General features: G+C 51.6%; 14 protein-coding genes. All 14 read left to right on the top strand.

The window, feature by feature from the left end; all coding sequences use genetic code 11:
* Positions 1-8 precede the first annotated feature (8 nt).
* The 14 genes from IRJ17_RS05680 (at position 9) to IRJ17_RS05745 (ending at position 17,796) form a co-directional block, all read left to right on the top strand.
* Positions 9-1,070: an ABC transporter ATP-binding protein gene (locus tag IRJ17_RS05680; protein ID WP_122962433.1), complete on the top strand. Its 1,062-nt coding sequence runs from the start codon at positions 9-11 to the stop codon at positions 1,068-1,070.
* Positions 1,071-1,087: 17 nt separating this feature from the next.
* Complete coding sequence (locus tag IRJ17_RS05685) at positions 1,088-2,797, top strand: adenine deaminase (protein ID WP_242773638.1); 1,710 nt, start codon at positions 1,088-1,090, stop codon at positions 2,795-2,797.
* A 339-nt stretch (positions 2,798-3,136) separates the two neighbouring features.
* Positions 3,137-4,621, top strand: a complete 1,485-nt coding sequence (locus tag IRJ17_RS05690) for a lytic polysaccharide monooxygenase (protein ID WP_242773640.1) — start codon at positions 3,137-3,139, stop codon at positions 4,619-4,621.
* Between the two features lie 169 nt (positions 4,622-4,790).
* On the top strand, positions 4,791-6,146 hold the full coding sequence (locus tag IRJ17_RS05695) for an MATE family efflux transporter (RefSeq protein WP_173599557.1): 1,356 nt from the start codon (positions 4,791-4,793) through the stop codon (positions 6,144-6,146).
* A gap of 187 nt (positions 6,147-6,333) precedes the next feature.
* Positions 6,334-7,011 (top strand): MgtC/SapB family protein, encoded by a 678-nt coding sequence (locus tag IRJ17_RS05700; RefSeq protein WP_063228806.1) that lies wholly within the window; start codon positions 6,334-6,336, stop codon positions 7,009-7,011.
* A gap of 181 nt (positions 7,012-7,192) precedes the next feature.
* Positions 7,193-8,581, top strand: coding sequence for a class II fumarate hydratase (gene fumC / locus IRJ17_RS05705; protein WP_173596288.1), 1,389 nt, complete (start codon positions 7,193-7,195; stop codon positions 8,579-8,581).
* Positions 8,582-8,801: 220 nt separating this feature from the next.
* Positions 8,802-9,494, top strand: a complete 693-nt coding sequence (locus tag IRJ17_RS05710) for a response regulator transcription factor (protein WP_423751956.1) — start codon at positions 8,802-8,804, stop codon at positions 9,492-9,494.
* Positions 9,484-10,596, top strand: a complete 1,113-nt coding sequence (locus IRJ17_RS05715; protein ID WP_242773644.1) for a sensor histidine kinase — start codon at positions 9,484-9,486, stop codon at positions 10,594-10,596. Before IRJ17_RS05710 ends, IRJ17_RS05715 begins: the two co-directional genes overlap by 11 nt.
* 107 nt (positions 10,597-10,703) lie before the next feature.
* The gene (locus IRJ17_RS05720) at positions 10,704-11,612 is read left to right on the top strand and encodes a D-alanyl-D-alanine carboxypeptidase family protein (protein WP_173599556.1); all 909 of its coding nucleotides are present in this window, start codon (positions 10,704-10,706) and stop codon (positions 11,610-11,612) included.
* Positions 11,587-12,156 (top strand): VanZ family protein, encoded by a 570-nt coding sequence (locus tag IRJ17_RS05725; RefSeq protein WP_242773647.1) that lies wholly within the window; start codon positions 11,587-11,589, stop codon positions 12,154-12,156. Before IRJ17_RS05720 ends, IRJ17_RS05725 begins: the two co-directional genes overlap by 26 nt.
* Before the next feature lie 80 nt (positions 12,157-12,236).
* The gene (locus IRJ17_RS05730; RefSeq protein WP_242773650.1) at positions 12,237-13,007 is read left to right on the top strand and encodes a MerR family transcriptional regulator; all 771 of its coding nucleotides are present in this window, start codon (positions 12,237-12,239) and stop codon (positions 13,005-13,007) included.
* An 18-nt stretch (positions 13,008-13,025) separates the two neighbouring features.
* A complete protein-coding gene (locus IRJ17_RS05735) occupies positions 13,026-13,667 on the top strand; it encodes a GNAT family N-acetyltransferase (RefSeq protein WP_242773653.1) in 642 nt (213 codons plus the stop codon).
* Between the two features lie 150 nt (positions 13,668-13,817).
* Entirely contained in the window at positions 13,818-15,593 is a 1,776-nt protein-coding gene (recQ, locus tag IRJ17_RS05740; RefSeq protein WP_122962445.1) for a DNA helicase RecQ, read from the top strand.
* Positions 15,594-15,825: 232 nt separating this feature from the next.
* On the top strand, positions 15,826-17,796 hold the full coding sequence (locus tag IRJ17_RS05745; RefSeq protein WP_409362251.1) for a bifunctional metallophosphatase/5'-nucleotidase: 1,971 nt from the start codon (positions 15,826-15,828) through the stop codon (positions 17,794-17,796).
* The last annotated feature ends 29 nt before the right edge of the window (positions 17,797-17,825 follow it).

The following is a 17,825-nucleotide window of genomic DNA, read 5'->3' on the forward strand; positions in this document are numbered from 1 at the left end:
TCAAACATATGGCATTGCTCGCATTGGAAAACGTATCGGTTGCCTATGACAATCAGTACATTTTGCAAAACTTCAACCTGAACATCGAAAAGGGGCAGCTTATCTCCCTGCTGGGGCCGAGCGGCTGCGGGAAAACAACGACGCTTCGCCTGATCGCGGGCTTTCTCGAAGCGAAGGACGGCCGCTTCCTGTTCGATGGCAAAGATTACACGCGCGTGCCGGTCAACAAGCGCAACTTCGGCTTTGTGTTCCAAAGCTACGCGTTGTTTCCGCACTTGTCTGTGTTCGATAACGTGGCGTTTGGACTCAGGCTGCGCAAGGTGAATGAAGCCGAGGTCAAGCAGCGCGTCTTGCGGATTTTGGAGGTAGTCAGCCTTGGCGGCTTTGAAAAGCGTTTCCCCAAGGAGCTGTCCGGCGGGCAAAGACAGCGTGTGGCGATTGCCCGTGCGCTGGTCATTTCGCCTGACCTGCTTTTGTTCGACGAACCGCTTAGCAACCTCGATGCGAACTTGCGGATCAACATGCGGGTAGAAATCCGCCGCATTCAACAAGAACTGGGCATCACGACGGTATACGTCTCGCATGACCAGGAAGAATGCTTTTCTATCTCGGATCAGGTAGCGATCATGAACAAAGGCATTATCGAGCAACTGGACGATCCGGCTACGATTTTCAAATATCCAAAAACCGAGTTTATTGCTCGCTTCATCGGCTTTACCAACTTTATCGACTTCGCCGAGCGCTCCGAAACAAACGGAGAGATCGGACTGCGTGTGGGCGGACACGAGTTTGTTGCGGCCAAAAACCCAGGAACAGCCAGCCCAATGAGCAAAAAATGCGCCATGCGTCCGGACGATCTGCTGGTGACAACCGAAGAGGCTGATCAGGCGGGGATGAATCGTCTGCATGGCAGTGTCAAAGTCAGCACGTTTTTGGGGCGCAGTTATCAGTATGTCGTGGAAACAGAGCTGGGCGATTTTACCGTCAACCAGGAGATGGAGACCCCTTATCGGAGCGGCCAAAAGGTCAATCTGCTGTTCCCGAAAGACAAAATGGTGCTCGTGGACTAAAGACAGGAGGGCTTTTCGTGAAGGTTGATTTATTGATCCAAAATGTTCAAGTGTTTAACAGCTACTTCAAAACGTTTCGCAAAGGCAATGTCGCTGTGTTGGACGGGCGTTTTCTCTACGTAGGCGAGCGCAACAGCGAAACGTTTGAAGCGGGCGAGACGATAGATGGTCAAGGCCGCTACATGATCCCCGGCCTGATTGACATTCATTTGCACATCGAGAGCACAATGGTGACGCCCGAGACATTTTCCTACGGCTTGATCCGAAACGGCGTGACGACGATTGTGCCGGAGCCGCACGAGATGGCGAATGTGTTCGGGATCGAAGGAATCAAAGAGATGATTCGCGTAAGCAAAGATTGCGTAGTCGACATGAAATACGCGATCCCCAGCTCCGTGCCGGCAACTTCGATGGAAACAACGGGAGGTTCCGTGGAAATTGCCGATATGGATGAGCTGCTTGCTTCCTGCGAGATCATTTGCATGGGCGAGATCATGAACTATGTCGATATCATCCGCGATGAGAACTGCAAGACCAACCAAATTTTGCAGCACATTCGCAAAATGTACCCGACTCTGGTGATTGAGGGACATGTGCCCAAGCTGCTCGATCTGGACCTGCATCGCGTCATTTACGCAGGGGTGGACTCCGACCATACGCATCAGACGCCGGAAGGCATGGAAGCGCGCATAGCAGCGGGCATGTTTTTGGAGATCCAGGAAAAATCGATGACAGAAGAAGTCATGGACTATTTGATCAAGGAAGATGTTTCCGAGCATTTTTGTTTTGTGACGGACGACGTCATGACCGACTCGTTGTTCAAGCGCGGCCACCTGAACCATCTTGTGAAAAAGGCGATCAGCATGGGGATGCAGCCTGAGCGAGCTATCTACGCCAGCACGTTCACCCCGGCAAGACGCATGAATATGACGGATCGCGGAGCCATTGCTCCGGGCAAGATCGCCGATTTTGTGCTCGTATCCGATTTGCGCGAACTGAACATCGAGCAGGTCTACAAAAACGGCAAGAAAGCGTACGACGTTCGCGAAGAGTACCGCCAGGTCGTGCATACGAAGCAGTTCCCAGCGCATTTTTACGAAAGCATCAAGCTTGCCCCGCTTTCGGAAAGCGACTTCCAGGTAGCTTCTACTGCACCAGACAATCGCTATCCGTGCCGGGTGATGCTCGTACAAAACGGCTCCACTTTTACAGAGGATCATCGCGGGATCGTCGAGGTGCGGGAAGGGCAAGTATGCTGGGAGGAAAGCCCGTACGGACTGATTGCGGTGTTTGAACGCTACGGCAAAAACGGCAACCGCGGCTACGGATTGATCAGCGGCGACACGATCAAGCGCGGGGCGATCGCAACCAGCTACTCGCACGATAACCACAATTTGCTCGTCGTTGGTCACAATCCGCACGACATGATGGTGGCTGCGAATGAAGTCATCCGCAATCAGGGCGGCTTCTGTGTGGTGGAGGACGGCAAGGTGCTGGCGAACCTGAACTTGCCGGTCGGCGGCATTTTGACCGAGGAACCGCTGGAAAAGACAGCAAAAGAAGTCGAGCAGCTTCGCCGCGCGATGGAATCGCTTGGCTACGACCATTACAACCCGATCATGTCGATCAGCACGCATTCGTTGCCAGTGAGTCCGGCTTTGAAGCTGACCGATCTGGGGTTGATTGATGTAAACGCCGGGAAGGTAGTGCCGTTGCTGTTGATGTAAAAGTAAATAACACTGCTCAAGTGCCGAACAAGCTACTTGCTGAGGAGATTAAACTTCAGCGAGTAGCTTGTTTTTAATAGCAATTAGCACGCTCACAGGCCATTTTCAGTAAAAGTAAATATTTTCGTACACAGAGAATCCCCTAACGTTTTCCTTGAGAATGATCAAATATTCCTAACATGTAGATAAACAAAAGGAAGTACATAGGAACACACTCCTGAATCATCTCCATATTTTCTTGCTGGAATTAGTTTGGATTGGGTATTCAGAACCTGTGCTACTGGAAAAATTTTCTGTAACATGGTATTCGATCCTAATCCAGAAAAGAGGAGATAATACATGGATAACGTAGGGTTGAGAAACAATCTGTGCAGGAAAGGGCTGGCGCTTCTGTTCATGCTGGCAATGATGCTGGTGGCGGGCGCAGCTACTCTCGTGTTTGCTGAAAAAGCTTCGGCTCACGGGTACATCGAATCGCCAGCGAGTCGCTCTTACTTGTGCAAGACAGGGCAAAACAAAGGCTGCGGTCAAATCCAGTACGAACCGCAAAGCGTGGAGGGCATCGGCTCGTTCCCGCAATCCGGTCCTGCCGATGGTGAATTTACTGGTGCAGGCCGCTATCCTGAGCTTTACGCACAAACAGCAGATCGTTGGAGCAAGGTTACCTTGCAGGGTGGACAAAATACATTTACTTGGAAGCTGACAGCCCCGCATAGCACGGCGGAGTGGAAATATTACATCACGAAAAAAGATTGGAATCCTGACAAGCCGCTTGCCAGAGCGGATCTGGAGCTGTTCTGCTCGTTCCAGGACGGAGGGAAAAGGCCGCCATTCACGGTAACGCATTCGTGCAATGTACCGACAGATCGCAGCGGCTACCACATTATTTTGGGTGTTTGGGAGATTGCCGATACGGGCATGGCGTTTTATCAGGCGATTGACGTGAATCTGATTAACGATGGAACGGGTGGCGAGCAACAGCCAACTGTTCCGGGCAATGTGACTTCCGTATCGCAGACAGCTACAAGCATTGAGCTTAGCTGGAGCAATTCTGTAGCCTCTAATGGAATCAAGCAGTACGATGTGTATCGCGATGGACAAAAAATCGCATCCACCAAGGAAACGGCATACACGGACAAAGGCTTGACGCCTGCTACCGCTTACACCTACACCGTCGTGGCAGTGGATACCAGAGGAAAAGAGTCCAAGCCAAGCAAGGCACTGACTGTTCGCACAAAAGCGGAAGATATCGTGGATACGGAAGCACCGACCGCACCAACAGGTATCATGTCTCATCACCAGACAGAGACGGTGATTGATCTGATGTGGAGCCCTTCCCGGGACAATGTTGGAGTCGTGAAATATAAGGTTTACCGTGATGGCACACAAGTAGGGACAGTTGACCAGCCCTCCTTTGTCGATAAACAATTAACCCCGGGAACGTCGTATACGTATAAGATCAAAGCCGTGGATGCGGCAGGAAATGTTTCCGAAGCGAGCGCACCATTTGCCGTCAGTACGAAGAAGAAGAGTCCGGAAGTACCGGGTGAAATTGCTGCGTGGGATTCCTCTGCTGTCTATGTACAGGGTGATCGTGTCATCTACAACGGATTGGAATACGTAGCGAAATGGTGGGTAACAGGCGAGCGGCCGGATCGTTCCGATGCATGGAAGCTGGTAAGCGATGCCGTACTGTCATGGGATGCAGGCAAAGCCTATGAGGGCGGGACAAAAGTGAGCTACGAAGACCAGGTTTACAAGGCAAAATGGTGGACAAAAGGCGAGGAGCCAGGAAAATCCGCTGTATGGGATCTCGCTGAATAATGTTGCAAAGCCCGGGTGAACAGCCTGGGCTTTGTTTTTTATGTACTGCCATTATTTTGCCGATTCCTGCTTGTTTTGTTATACTTATAATTTAAGAGATAAACAGTTCTTCTGTTACATCGGTGCATGATTGTTTTCCCATCTTATAAGGTTAGAAGGAAACGAAAAAATGAATGAAACCTATTCGCTAAAAGAAAAATGGCGACAGTTTTTGACTGTATTGCTTCCTATCTTGATATCGCAACTGGCGCTGTTTTCCATGACGTTCGCCGATACGATTATGTCAGGGCATGCGAGTCCGACAGATTTGGCGGGTGTAGCGATTGGGGCGAGTCTGTGGACACCTGTTCAAGCAGGCTTGACCGGGATTTTGATGGCAGTCATGCCAATGGTTGCACAGATGGTTGGGGCAGGGAAACGAGATCAGGTGCCTTATACCGTGATGCAAGCCTTGTATTTGAGTGTGGCGATTGCTATTGGCGTCATGATCGTCGGCGGTTTGCTGCTTGATCCGATCCTGAACTGGATGCAACTGGAGCCGGAGGTAAGCACGATTGCGCGTGGCTTCCTGCATGCAATTGGCCTCGGAATTATTCCGATGTTCCTCTATACTGTACTCCGTTGCTTTATCGACGCATTGGGACAGACACGGGTAACGATGTTCATTACCTTGCTATCTTTACCCATTAACGTGCTATTGAACTACGCATTTATTTTTGGTCATTTTGGCTTGCCTCGACTGGGGGGAATCGGTGCCGGGTACGCTTCTGCCATTACGTATTGGTGTATCCTGCTCATTAGTCTGGTCGTCGTGAATCGCGTCCACCCTTTTGTCGAATTTGGCATGTTCTCTACATTTTATCGCATCTCCATGAAGGCATGGAAAGAGCTGCTGAAGCTCGGGCTGCCTATCGGATTTTCCATCTTCTGCGAGGTCAGCATTTTTGCTGCCGTCACGTTGTTCATGAGTGAATACAGCACGATTACGATTGCGGCGCATCAGGCAGCGATGAACTTCGCGTCATTCCTGTACATGGTGCCACTGAGCATATCCATGGCGTTGACGATCGTCGTCGGCTTTGAGGTCGGAGCCAAAAGGTTTCAGGACGCGAAGCAGTACAGTTATTTGGGCATAGGGATTGCGCTTGGCATCGCCCTGATGTTTGGGGTCAGCTTGCTGATGTTTAGCAAGCAAGTAGCCGGTTTCTACACGACGGACATAGAGGTGTTGGAGCTTGCCCAGCATTTCTTGATGTACTCGATCCTTTTCCTGATCTCTGATGCTGTCGCTGCCCCGATCCAAGGGGTGCTGCGCGGGTACAAGGATGTGACCGTTCCCTTTATCGTAGCGCTGGTATCCTACTGGGTGATTGGCTTGCCTTTGGGATATATCCTGGCGAAGTTCACTTCGCTTGCCGCATTTGGCTACTGGATTGGTCTGATCACGGGATTGGCTGCCGGAGCCATCTTCCTTTTTGGACGTCTGCTGTCGTTACAAAAACGCATGATTCGCAGTCATTCATAAAGCAAAAGCGAAGCGGAAAATCCCTGGCGAGGGGGTTTTCCGCTTTTTGCATGAAGACAGAGGGGCCGGATTACAATAGGAGCAGCAGATGAAAAATTTCTCTCCTATTTTTCAGGGAGAGCGTATATACTTTCTAATAGAGTGATGGAAGAAAAGCTGACATTAAACGAGAGGGGAGGAGAAACGAATGGCTTATGATTTTTTGATGAAGCTGGGGATTGCGATGTTTCTGGGCTTGCTGATCGGGATGGACAGACAGTTGAAGCACAAGCCGCTTGGCGTGAAGACAAGCATGGTCATATCGGTGGCGAGCTGCTTGATTACGATTGTTTCGATTGAGTCTGTCCATCGGTTCTCCTTGCCTGGGCACACCAATATGGACCCGTTGCGACTTGCTGCACAAATTGTCAGCGGGGTCGGTTTTCTCGGCGCCGGCGTCATTTTGCGCAGAAGCAACGATGTGATTTCCGGGCTGACGACAGCTTCCATGGTCTGGGCGGCTTCCGGGCTGGGTATTGCGGTGGGAGCAGGCTTTTACTTTGAGGCTGTGACCGCGACAGTCCTGATCATTTTGGCGATCAACCTGTTTCCGCTCATCCTCAAATGGGTCGGACCCGAATCTTTGCGGCAACGAGATTTGTCGATCAAGATCGTGGTCGAGAGCGGCGGCGATCTGGATGGCATTTTCAAGCAGATTAAGCACATCGACCTGCAGGTGAAGCGGGTCAAGGTCAAGGACCTGGAGAATGGACTGCAAAAGCTGGAGATGATGATTACCGCTTCGGAGAATACATATACGACTGATATTTACAGCTTGCTGAAAGCTGTGGATCACGTGATGTCCGTCGAGGTAGAAAGCAGATAAGCACTTGGACAAGAACCGCAGTTTGCCACACAAGAGGCGCTGCGGTTTTTTATATACACTTCTCCTCTTGATAACAAGAATGAAAATCATTATCATTTTAATTGAATACGTCTGCCTTTATTCCAAAAGGGAAGAAGTGGACATGATAAAAGAGGCAATCATTCATAGAGGAGGATGCGAGATGGAATTTCGTATTGAAAAAGACACGTTGGGTGAAATGAAAGTGCCTGCCGACAAGCTGTGGGGGGCGCAAACGCAGCGCAGCTTCCAGAACTTCGAGATCGGTGAAGAAAAAATGCCGCTGGAAGTTGTCCGCATGTTTGCCATTCTGAAAAGAAGCGCAGCTTTGGCTAACCAAAAGCTGGGCAAGCTGGATGCGGAAAAGGCTGAAGCGATCGTGGCAGCAGCAGACGAAGTCATCGCAGGAAAATGGAACGAGCATTTCCCGTTGGTTGTCTGGCAAACGGGAAGCGGCACCCAGTCCAACATGAACGTCAACGAAGTCATCGCGCACCGCGCCAATCAACTGCTGGAGGCAAAAGGCAGCAGCGCGCGCATTCACGCCAACGACGATGTGAACAAATCGCAAAGCTCCAACGATACGTTCCCGACTGCCATGCACATGGCTGGACTGGTCGCAGTCGAGGATCAAGTTTTGCCTGCACTCGCCCTGCTGAAACAGACTCTGAAAGAAAAGAGCGAAGCATACATAGACATCATCAAAATCGGCCGGACTCACTTGCAGGATGCTACCCCGCTGACACTCGGTCAGGAAATCAGCGGCTGGGTGCGCATGCTGGAAAAAACGGAGAAAATGATCAAGGAAAGCAACGAGTATTTGCGCGAACTGGCGATTGGCGGTACCGCGGTTGGAACAGGCATCAACGCACATCCGCGCTTCGGTGAGATGGTCGCTGCGGAAATCAGTGAAGCGACCAGCAAAAAGTTTGTCACGGCGGAAAATAAATTCCACGCGCTGACCAGCCACGATGAGCTGGTGCACGTACATGGCGCGTTGAAGGCACTGGCAGCCGACTTGATGAAGATCGCCAATGACGTCAGATGGCTGGCGAGCGGCCCGCGCTGCGGCATCGGTGAAATCGTGATCCCTGCCAATGAGCCAGGCAGCTCCATCATGCCAGGAAAAGTGAACCCGACGCAAAGCGAAGCGATCACGATGGTAGCTTGCCAAGTCATGGGCAACGATGCCGCTATCGGTTTTGCCGCTAGTCAAGGCAACTTCGAGCTGAACGTGTTCAAGCCGGTTATCATCTACAATTTCCTGCAATCCGCACGTCTGCTTGCAGACTCGATCAAGTCGTTCAACGACCATTGCGCGGTAGGCATTGAGCCGAACCTTGCTGTTATCAAGGAGAACCTGAACAACTCGCTGATGCTGGTAACGGCGCTCAACCCGCATATCGGCTATGAAAATGCGGCAGCGGTAGCGAAACTGGCGCACAAGGAAGGCATTACGCTCAAGGAAGCGGCGATCAAGAGCAACCTTTTGACAGAGGAGCAATTCGACGCGGTAGTGCGTCCTGAGCAAATGATTCATCCAAAAGAATAGAAAGCAGTCGGAAGCTTGCGCACGCCAGTGTGTGAGTCGACTGATGCAGCCGATGGCGCGAGTGCCGTCGGCTTTTTTGTTTGGGAAGGCGTGTAGAAGCGGGCGAACTCGCTCCAGGACTTGCGATTTTTGCCGAGCATTTGGGCTGCCTGACGCAGCTTTAGCTTTTCTTTAAACATTTTTGCTATAGTGGTCAATAACGACTCGGATTCGTGCGGAGGTGCGGACAATGAGAATTTTGATCGTAGATGACGACAAGGAAATTGTGGACTTGCTGGCGATTTATTTGGGCAACGAAGGCTACGAAATCGAAAAAGCCTACGACGGCTTGCAGGCGCTGGAAAAGCTGGCGCAAAAAAGCACGGATCTCGTCATTTTGGACGTGATGATGCCCAATATCGATGGGCTGGAAGTGACAAAACGCATACGCAAAAATTCCACCATCCCGATCTTGATGGCCAGCGCCAAGACGAACGACATGGATAAAATCATGGGACTGATGACGGGAGCCGACGACTATGTCGTCAAGCCGTTCAATCCGCTGGAGGTCATTGCGCGGGTGAAGTCGCTCCTGCGGCGGGCGAACTACGTGCAGCAGCAAAAACAAGACCATGTGATCGAGGCGGGACCGCTTATTATCGACAAGCAAAGCCATGTCGTCCAGACGAAGGACGGCATCCCGATCAAGCTGACGGCGCTCGAATTTTCCGTGCTGTTTTTGCTGGCGAGCCACCCCAACCGGGTATTTTCTTCCGAAGAAATTTTCGACCGCTGCTGGAAAATGGAGAACTACGTGTCCTACAAAACCGTCATGGTGCACATCAGCAACTTGCGGGAGAAGCTGGAGAAAGCGACGAAGGGCGAGAAGGTGATCCAAACGGTCTGGGGGGTGGGCTATAAAATTGAAGCTTAGTACCAAGTATTTTTTTCGCATTCTCGTCGATCTGTTGCTCAGCTTGCTGATTTTTTACGCCCTGTTCCAGACAGCCGCTTATTTCGCCAACAAATATTTGTACAGCATTCCCCAGATCAAAGAGTACGTTTGGATGCTGAGACGCACATTCGGGACAGATTCTTTCAAAATCCCGATCATTCTCTTGGCGACAGGCTTGTTTGCCGCCTGGACGATCGTCCGTATTCGCAAATACGTCGAGCAAAAGCAGATGGAGCAAATTATTTCCGAGCTGCACTACATTGCCAAAGGAAACTATGAGCACGTTATTTCCATACGCCCCGAAGGCAATTTGGGGAATGTCGTGGACAGCATTCATGCGCTGGTGAAAAGCACGCGCGATGCGATGGAGGAGGAGCGGCGGCTGGAGCAGTCCAAAGATGATCTGGTGACCAACGTTTCCCACGACCTGCGCACTCCGTTGACTTCGATTATTGGATATTTGGGGCTGATCGAGCAGAACAAGTACACGGACGAACAGCAGATCAAGCAGTACACCCATATCGCTTATGAAAAGGCCAAACAGATGAACGTGCTGGTCAACGATCTGTTTGAATATACCAAGGTGCGAAACAGAGGAGCGCATGTGAGCCACACGCAATTTGATCTGGTCGAGCTGGTCGAGCAAGTATCGGTCGGTTTTCGCATCGACGCGCAGGAAGCGGGGCTGTCTCTGCACGTCGATACGCCGGATCAAAAAATCGAAATGACCGGAGACACCGACAAGCTCGTGCGCGTGTTGGAAAATCTCATTTCCAACGCGGTAAAATACGGGCGTGACGGTACGGACATTCTCGTGCGCGTATTTGTTGAGGGGCGGGGAGTGGCTATTACCGTTGCCAACAACGGGGCGCCCATCCCGGCTGAGTATTTGCCGAGCTTGTTTGAACGGTTTTTTCGCGTGGAAGGCTCGCGCTCCAAAGAAACAGGCGGATCAGGTCTTGGACTCGCCATCGCCAAAAGCATTATCGACTTGCACCAGGGCACGATTTCTGTGGAGAGCACGCCGGAGTGGACGACGTTCACCGTATGGCTTCCCCGCACTATAAGCGGAACGTTATAAATCCTTTACTCTTTCTTTACCATTGGTTGCGATTTTTTTTAATCTGAAAGCCTATCCTTATCAGCATGGATGCAGAACGTGTCATGTGGGCAAGGAGGGCTTTTTTTATGAGGAGAGGCAATTTGCTGCTGTTGTTGGTGGCTCTGGTGGTCGGAATTGCGTTTTTTCGCGATACGATTTCCGCAGAGGCTGACCTGCGGCTTAATCAAGTCTTGGGGAATTTGCGGGTGCTGGACGCCAATGTAGATGCGCGGGCAGCCATCCTGATTGATAGTCAGACAGGCGAAGTCCTGTATGCGCAAGACGCCGATACAGCATATCCGGTGGCGAGTATGTCCAAAATGATGACCGAGTACCTGCTGCTCGCAGCGATCCGGGAACAGCGGGTAACGTGGGAAGACGAGGTGCCTGTTTCCGTCAATGCTGCCAGCGCCGAGGGAGCGAGAGTCAGTCTTGAGCCGGGGCGCAGCTATCCGTTGAAAGACTTGTACGAAGCCATGGCAGTCGGCTCAGCGAACAATGCGGCAGTGGCGATTGGCGAATATTTGGCAGGCAGCACCCCGGCCTTTGCCGAGCAGATGAATTTGAAAGCGGCGGAGCTTGGTTTGACAGCCTCGTCATTTGTGAATGCGACCGGACTGGATTATGATTATGGACAAAACGAAATGACAGCGAGAGACGTGGGAATGCTCGCTTACTATTTGATCCGGGATTTTCCCGAGATTGTGGATTTGACCGCGCAGCCGTCTGTGCGGCTTACAACAGGAGAAAGAGTGAAAAACACCAACCTGATGGTGCAAGCAGACGACCATTCGATGAGCGTGCTCGGACTGGACGGGCTGAAAACGGGCTTCACCGATCAGGCAGGCTACTGTTTCACCGGAACCGCCAAACAAGGCGATAAACGCTTGATCTCCGTGGTGATGGGCGCAGAAAATGAGGCGATTCGTTTTACGGAGACGAAGAAGTTGTTGGAGAGGGGATTCGACCTTGAGTCAGACCGAAAAAAAGGGTAACCCGCTGGGACTGGTGACCATCGTTGGCTATATCGTGTTCGCCCTGTATTTGTTTTTGGTGGTCAAAATATTGCTGTTTAAATTCGGCAGCTTGGACAGAGAGCTGCTGACAGCGCAATGGGAGATTGTGCGTAGCGACCCCGGAGCCATTTTGGAGCGTTTTCACACGCGAGCCAATTTGGTGCCTTTTCATGAAATCCAAAGCTATTTGCACGCGATTCAGCAACATCGCAGCGGGCACAGTCTGGTGAACTTTGCTGGAAACATAGTGGCTTTTATGCCGTTCGGTTTTTTACTGCCGCTTTTGTTTGCCAAAAAGGCGAGCGGAATGGGAAAAGTCGTGTGGCTCTCGTTCTTGCTGAGCCTGCTGCTGGAGACAACTCAGCTGGTCATGAGTTGCGGGACATTTGACGTCGACGACCTTTTGCTGAACACGTCAGGAGGGTTTTTGGGTTATGTCATGTACAGGCTGGTGCGGCTGGCCTTTTTTCCGCGTGTCCAAAACAGGAGAAGCTCCGTGGCTGTTCATTCCACAAGAAATTAACCGATCAGGCAAAAAGCCGTTGACCTTAGGTCTGACCTAAGGTGTAAGGTTAAGGTAATCCTGGCCGGGAGTGGTGTTGCATGAAAAATGAAATCACAATCAGCGAGCTGGCGCGCATTATGAATGTGTCTGTGCATCAAATTCGCTACTTTGAAGAGAAAGGCATTTTCCAGCCTGCCTATATCGATGACAACCAGTACAGAATGTACAGCATCGAGCAGATTTACGAGCTGTCTCACATCTTGTTGTTGCGCAGACTGGGGGTATCCGTATCTGCCATCAAGGATTGCCTGACAGCTTTCACCGCAGATCAATATCAGCAATTGCTCCGCCAGTCGTTGCTGGAAACGAACGCGCAAATTCGCAAGCTTTTGGAACTGCAAGCATTCATTCAAAAAGTATTGCGAGAGCAGCATGATTTTGCGAGTCGGCCCGATTCCTTTCAAATAAAGCGGTACGAACCTGTCCGTCTCATGCGCTGGCTGGAAATGGACGAACAGACACACATTCAGGCGAGACAACTTGCTGAACAGGCCAGGCTGGTGCCAGACCTGTTCGAGACAGACGTCCACTATTTGTACGACGGTTCGGGAACGGTGTCCTTGTGTCTGGAAGCGCCGGAGTCTGGAAACATTACGTTGCCTGGCGGCTCATACCTGTCTTTTCAAGGGCTGGCGAATGGCGATGCGGCAACCGACCAGTTGATCGAGCGCTTTTACGAGTATCTGGCGGCTCAATCTCTCGTCGCGACCGGACCGCTTGTGCTGATTGAAAAATCGTATTTGTCTTTGTTCAGCGGCCAGCACTTGCATTACGAGCTGCGGGTACTGCTGGACGCTGCTGACTTGTAAAAAGGAGGTGCAGGCATCATGAATGTCTCACCGATCACGCTGGAACCGATGCAGGCGAAGTACAATCAACCAGTCAGCCGTCTGCTTGTTGAGAGCTTTCGCAACAAGTTTCAGCCATTAACCAAAATGAGCGACAGTGAGTTGGCGCGGTGCTTTGAAATTTTGCTCCATCATTTTCCCGATGAACCGGCAAGTCAGCGAGCCGTTGCCGTTCAAAACGGAGAGGTTGTCGGGACGCTCTCGCTCAAATGGAAGACCGCCGAGGAAGCGAAGCAAGAAAATCTGTTTCCTCCGTGGGATGAGTTCAAAACATTCGGCAAATGGCAGCTATTGAAGCTGACTATCGGCCTGTACTGTCTCACCCATCAGTTGAAAGTGGGCGAGTGCTATATTGCCGATGTGGCTGTCCACCCGCTGCATCAGGGGAAGGGAGTCGGCAAACTTTTGATGCAATGGGCGTTGAATGAATGGCAAGACCGCCCGCAACTGGATCAGCTCAGTTTGCATGTCTCCGGGAAAAACCAGCGTGCCAAGCAATTGTACGAACAGCTGTCTTTTCGCACCGAAACCAGGCAACAAAGCTTGACCAGCTTGCTTTTGTTCAAGGAATACGAATGGGAGTATATGGTGCGGCAACGGAGAGCAGGGGAAAGTGCATGAAACGCAAATGGATGATCAGTATCATGAGCACCCGCCGAGGTGCTCTTTTTTATGCAGACAGTTCCCCTTGTTTTGTCCCAACGCCTATGTTTACACTAATAATTAGTTGAAAGCTACGACCTATTCTATCGAAAGAGAAGGTGATTCTCTTTGCTGCATAAAGCGCAAGAAGTTTTGCAAAAATACTTTGGCTACGAAACATTTCGCGAGGGACAAAAGAAAATTATCGAAAGCCTCCTGGAAGGACACGACACGGTAGGCATCATGCCGACGGGCGGGGGAAAATCAATCTGCTACCAGGTTCCGGCGATGCTTTTTGACGGGGTAACCATCGTCATCTCGCCGCTCATTTCCTTGATGAAGGATCAGGTTGACGTACTGGTCAGCATGGGGATTGCCGCTACGCAAATCAACAGCTCGCTCGATTACAGCGAGGTGCGGGAGCGACTGCGGATGGCTGCGCGCGGCGAATACAAGCTGCTCTACATTGCCCCGGAACGGCTCGAATCGGAATCTTTTCAACAACTGATTCGGAATATGCCGATTTCCTTCATCGCTGTCGATGAGGCGCACTGTGTCTCCCAGTGGGGGCATGATTTCCGCCCAAGCTATCTGGAAATCGCCCGTTTTTTGGACACGCTGCCAGAGCGTCCGATCGTCGCTGCCTTGACTGCGACAGCGACACCGGAAGTAACCGCTGATATCAAGCGCCAGCTGTCGCTTGCAGACGAGCGGCTTTTCATCACGGGCTTTGGCAGGGACAACCTCATCCTGTCCGTGCGCAAAGGGGAAAATCGCCGCGAGTTCATCCAATCTTATTTGAAGGCGAACAGACAGCAGGCCGGAATTATTTACGCTGCGACGAGAAAAGACGTCGATGCCCTTCATGCCGATCTGGCAAAGCGCGGCTTTCCGGTCACCAAATACCACGCCGGACTGTCAGAGGAAGAGCGTGCTGCCAATCAGGAAGCTTTCCTGTTCGACGACGTTCGCACGATGGTTGCCACCAATGCGTTCGGAATGGGAATCGACAAGTCCAACGTGCGCTATGTCATTCATTACAACATGCCGAAAAACCTGGAGGCGTACTATCAGGAGGCCGGGCGCGCCGGGCGTGACGGCGAGCCGAGCGAGTGCATTTTGCTGTACCAGCCGCAGGATATTCAGACCCAGTCGTTTTTCATTGAGCAAAACCAGCTGACGGACGAGCGCAAGGATCACGAGTACAAAAAGCTCTACGCCATGGTCGATTACTGCCGGACGCCGAGGTGTTTGCAGCAGTATATCGTGCAGTATTTCGGGGAAGCCGATGCCCCGGAGTGCGGCCGCTGCCACAACTGCACCGATGAGACAGAGCTGAGCGACATCACGCTCGAAGCGCAAAAAATCTTTTCCTGCGTGAAGCGCATGCGGGAACGCTTCGGCGCGGCACTGGTCGCACAGGTGCTCAAAGGCTCGAAAAACAAAAAGGTGACCCAGCTCCAATTTGATCAGCTTCCCACGTACGGTCTGATGAAGGAGTACAAGGAAAAAGAAATTGCCGACCTGATCCAGCTGCTGATCGCGGAAGGGTACTTGCAGGTGACAGAGAGCCAATACCCGATCGTCAAGCTGGGAGAGCGGGCATTGCCCGTTTTGATGGGCGAAGAGCGCGTCGTGCAAAAAATCTCGATCCGTCCGGTTGCCCTCACGGAAGATGACGAGCTGTTCGAACAGCTGCGAACGCTGCGCAAAGAAATCTCGCAAAAAGAAGGCGTGCCGCCGTACGTCATTTTCCACGACAGCACTTTGAAGGAAATGAGCAGCCTTTGCCCGACTGACAAACAGGCCATGCTCAAGATCAAAGGTGTGGGCGAATCCAAATTCGACAAGTACGGGCAGCTCTTCCTTGAGTGCTTGCAAAACTACGCTGCCGTCAAGCCGTGACTTCTTTTGTCGCGGCTTTTTTGTGGGGAGAATCAGCAAAAATCGTCCCATTCGCCGGCACTGCCTGCTATAGTTAGAGAGAAAGCCAAAATTTTCTTAGAATAGAGAACAGGAGGAGCGAAAAGCTTTACCAGCGCAAGGGATCTGACAGAATGAGAGAAACAGAGGGGAAACTATGAAAAAGAAGGTAGCTTTACTGGCAAAAAGCTTGATGAGCGTAGCGATGACCACTATGGTGCTGGGCAGTGCCTTGGCGGGAATCGCTGCACCGACAAAAGCGGCGGAAGCGCCGACCAAAATCACACTGTTGGGCACATCTGACATCCACGGCCGCTTCATGCCATGGGATTATGCGCTCGACGGCCCGAATACAAACGGCAGCCTGACGCAACTGTTCACCATGATCAAGGACATTCGCAAAGAAAATCCGAACACCGTGCTGGTCGATGCAGGTGATTCGATACAAGACAACTCCGCTGAACTGTTCAACGACCAGCCGCAGTCGCCGATGATGGTCGCCATGAACGAAATGAACTACGACGCCTGGGCGTTTGGCAACCACGAGTTCAACTTCGGGCTGGATGTGCTGGACAAGATCAGCGGCCAGTATAAAGGGGCAGTTCTCGCGGGCAACATCTACAAAGAAAATGGCGAGCGTTTCTTGCCTGCTTATACGATCGTAGAGCGCGCAGGCGTAAAAATCGGTCTGATCGGCATGAACACGCCAATGATTACCGATTTTGAAAAAGGCACCGACCATCTGGATGGCCTCGTGGTCAAAAATCCGGTAGAAGAAACGAAGAAAGCCGTAAAAGAACTGCAAGGCAAAGTAGACGTCATGATCGGCGTCATGCATATGGGCATCGAGAACGAAAACGGCATTCCAGGCACAGGCGTAGCCGATATCGCCAACGCCGTACCGGAGCTGACCGCCATTTTTGCTGGCCACATGCACAAACTGGTGAAAAAAGAAGAAATCAACGGTGTGCTGATTTCCGAGCCGGACAAATACGGTACGCACCTGTCGCGCATTGACCTGACTTTTGAAAAGAAAGACGGCAAAGTTGTGCTGACCAGCAAGGAAGCGACTGCTTTGCCTGTAAAAGGCGCTGACGGCACTCCGGCTGTTTCCGATCCAGAGCTGGAAACGAAGCTCAAGCCGTTCCACGAGTTTGCCCGCGCAGATGCGAACATCGTTGTTGCCGAGCTGAAAGGCATGAACCTGGTGCCGAAAAACGAGGTAGAAGGCATCCCGACTGTGCAAATTCAGGAGACGCCACTGTCCGACTTCTTCCACGAAGTGATGCTCTACTACAGCAAGGCAGATGTCGTCGCCCACCAGATCGACAACGACAAGGCCAAGCTCGATGTCGGCCCGATCAAGAAAAAAGACATCGCCTACAACTATCAGTACACATTCGGCGAAATCACAGTATACAAAGTGACCGGAAAAGATTTGAAAGATTACATGGAGTGGGCAGTAGGCTACTTCAATTCCACTCGTCCTGGCGACGTAACTGTCAGCTTTGACCCGAAACGCCGCGCTTCCAAATACAGCACCAACGACTTCTTCGGCGGCGTGAAATACGAGATTGACCTGACCAAGCCATACGGCAGCCGCATCACCAACTTGCGCAAGCTCGACGGAACACCAATCAAGCCAGAGGACAGCTTGAAGCTCGGCATGAATGCGTACCGGATGGAAGCCCTGCAAGCAAAAGGCGGCGCGCTGGAAGGACGCAAGTTCGATCAGTTGTGGACGTCCAAAGCAAATGATGCTTTTGGAGAAACAGGCGGAACAATCCGCAACCGCGCTATCGCGTACTTGCAAGAAGTGAAAAAAGGCGTATATGAGCCAAAAGTGCAAAACAACTGGAAGATCATCGGCGTCGACACCTCTGCTCCTGAGCGCAAAGACGTAGTAGAGCTGATCAATGCTGGCGTCCTGAGCGTTCCGAAAACAGAAGACGGCAAATACACCAATATCGCTTCGATCAACATCAAAGATGCGGTGACCAAAGAAGAAATCGCGGAACTGACAGCGAAGGCAAAAGTCGACGCAGCGAAATTCGCGAACGTGAAAACAAAAGGCGAGTTTTATCGCCTGCTGAACGAAGCGAGAAAAGCAGCGGCGGCCAAGGAAGCGCAAGCAACCCCGGCAACCCCTGCCGCCCCTGCGACGACTACGCAACAGAAGAAATAACGCAGCTTGGTCTCGAACCGCACCAAAAA

The sequence above is a fragment of the Brevibacillus parabrevis genome (genome assembly GCF_022701015.1).
GTDB lineage: Bacteria > Bacillota > Bacilli > Brevibacillales > Brevibacillaceae > Brevibacillus > Brevibacillus parabrevis.

Bases quoted from the DNA above. Each gene is read 5' to 3' on its own strand.
- IRJ17_RS05680 (WP_122962433.1), top strand. From the start codon at position 9: ATGGCATTGCTCGCATTGGAAAACGTATCGGTTGCCTATGACAATCAG.
- IRJ17_RS05690 (WP_242773640.1), top strand. From the start codon at position 3,137: ATGGATAACGTAGGGTTGAGAAACAATCTGTGCAGGAAAGGGCTGGCG.
- IRJ17_RS05695 (WP_173599557.1), top strand. From the start codon at position 4,791: ATGAATGAAACCTATTCGCTAAAAGAAAAATGGCGACAGTTTTTGACT.
- IRJ17_RS05700 (WP_063228806.1), top strand. From the start codon at position 6,334: ATGGCTTATGATTTTTTGATGAAGCTGGGGATTGCGATGTTTCTGGGC.
- fumC (WP_173596288.1), top strand. From the start codon at position 7,193: ATGGAATTTCGTATTGAAAAAGACACGTTGGGTGAAATGAAAGTGCCT.
- IRJ17_RS05720 (WP_173599556.1), top strand. From the start codon at position 10,704: ATGAGGAGAGGCAATTTGCTGCTGTTGTTGGTGGCTCTGGTGGTCGGA.
- IRJ17_RS05730 (WP_242773650.1), top strand. From the start codon at position 12,237: ATGAAAAATGAAATCACAATCAGCGAGCTGGCGCGCATTATGAATGTG.
- IRJ17_RS05735 (WP_242773653.1), top strand. From the start codon at position 13,026: ATGAATGTCTCACCGATCACGCTGGAACCGATGCAGGCGAAGTACAAT.
- IRJ17_RS05745 (WP_409362251.1), top strand. From the start codon at position 15,826: ATGGTGCTGGGCAGTGCCTTGGCGGGAATCGCTGCACCGACAAAAGCG.